This is a genomic window from Vibrio anguillarum (genome assembly GCF_001989995.2).
Classification (GTDB): Bacteria; Pseudomonadota; Gammaproteobacteria; order Enterobacterales; family Vibrionaceae; genus Vibrio; species Vibrio anguillarum.
Window position 1 is genome coordinate 1 of sequence record NZ_JAHGUP010000204.1, and the last position, 700, is coordinate 700.

Consider the following 700-nt stretch of genomic DNA (forward strand, 5'->3'; position numbering starts at 1 on the left):
CCCTTAGCCGGGCGTTAGCTATCTAGGATAAATCAGCGGGACTTTGATGGATAAAGATAAACTAGATATTTTTCAACAAATCATAGATCGTGCCCTATGGTCTGGGAGTGAAGACTTAAAGAACCAAGGCTGGTGTATTACTTCAAATGCAATTGAGGATGAGCTATATCGCTTTGTACTTAATAGTGGAATGTCGGAACTGGATGCAATAGAGGTTCTGTTAACTGAACGATTTGACACTTTACTTTTAGTTGAACTGGAAAGAGATACAAGTTTACTCATTTCACCTTACAGTGACATGCTGCAAGAGTCTATTCGGGCTTTTAAGCTTGGTCTTTACAATATTTGTGTGCCGAGTCTGTTTAGTATTATCGAAGCTGCACTTATGTTTCTCGCTAATCGCGGAGAGTATAAAAGTATACGATACGTTTCTGGTATGAGGAGTCGAGCTAATTCAGAACAGCTTCATTACTCATTAAGGAGTAAGCTAAATGACATCGCAAATATCACAGAAGAACTATTTTCTAAGATTCAGTTTGATCAAAAGGAATGTGATACACAACTAAACAGGCACGCGTCAGTTCACGGACGTCGAGAAACGCCATATACAAAAACGGACTGCCTTAAACTATTTTTACTTCTATCTTCTATTAAGTCTTGCTTCTCAAACTAAAGATAGCTAACAAAGCATTTAAGACGG

The 700-nt window shown here is 38.3% G+C and carries 1 protein-coding gene; it reads left to right on the top strand.

Annotation, left to right across the window (positions count from 1 at the left end; translation table 11 throughout):
* Nucleotides 1-46: 46 nt before the first annotated feature.
* A complete protein-coding gene (locus PL85_RS18475; protein WP_115340178.1) occupies nucleotides 47-673 on the top strand; it encodes a hypothetical protein in 627 nt (208 codons plus the stop codon).
* Nucleotides 674-700: the final 27 nt, after the last annotated feature.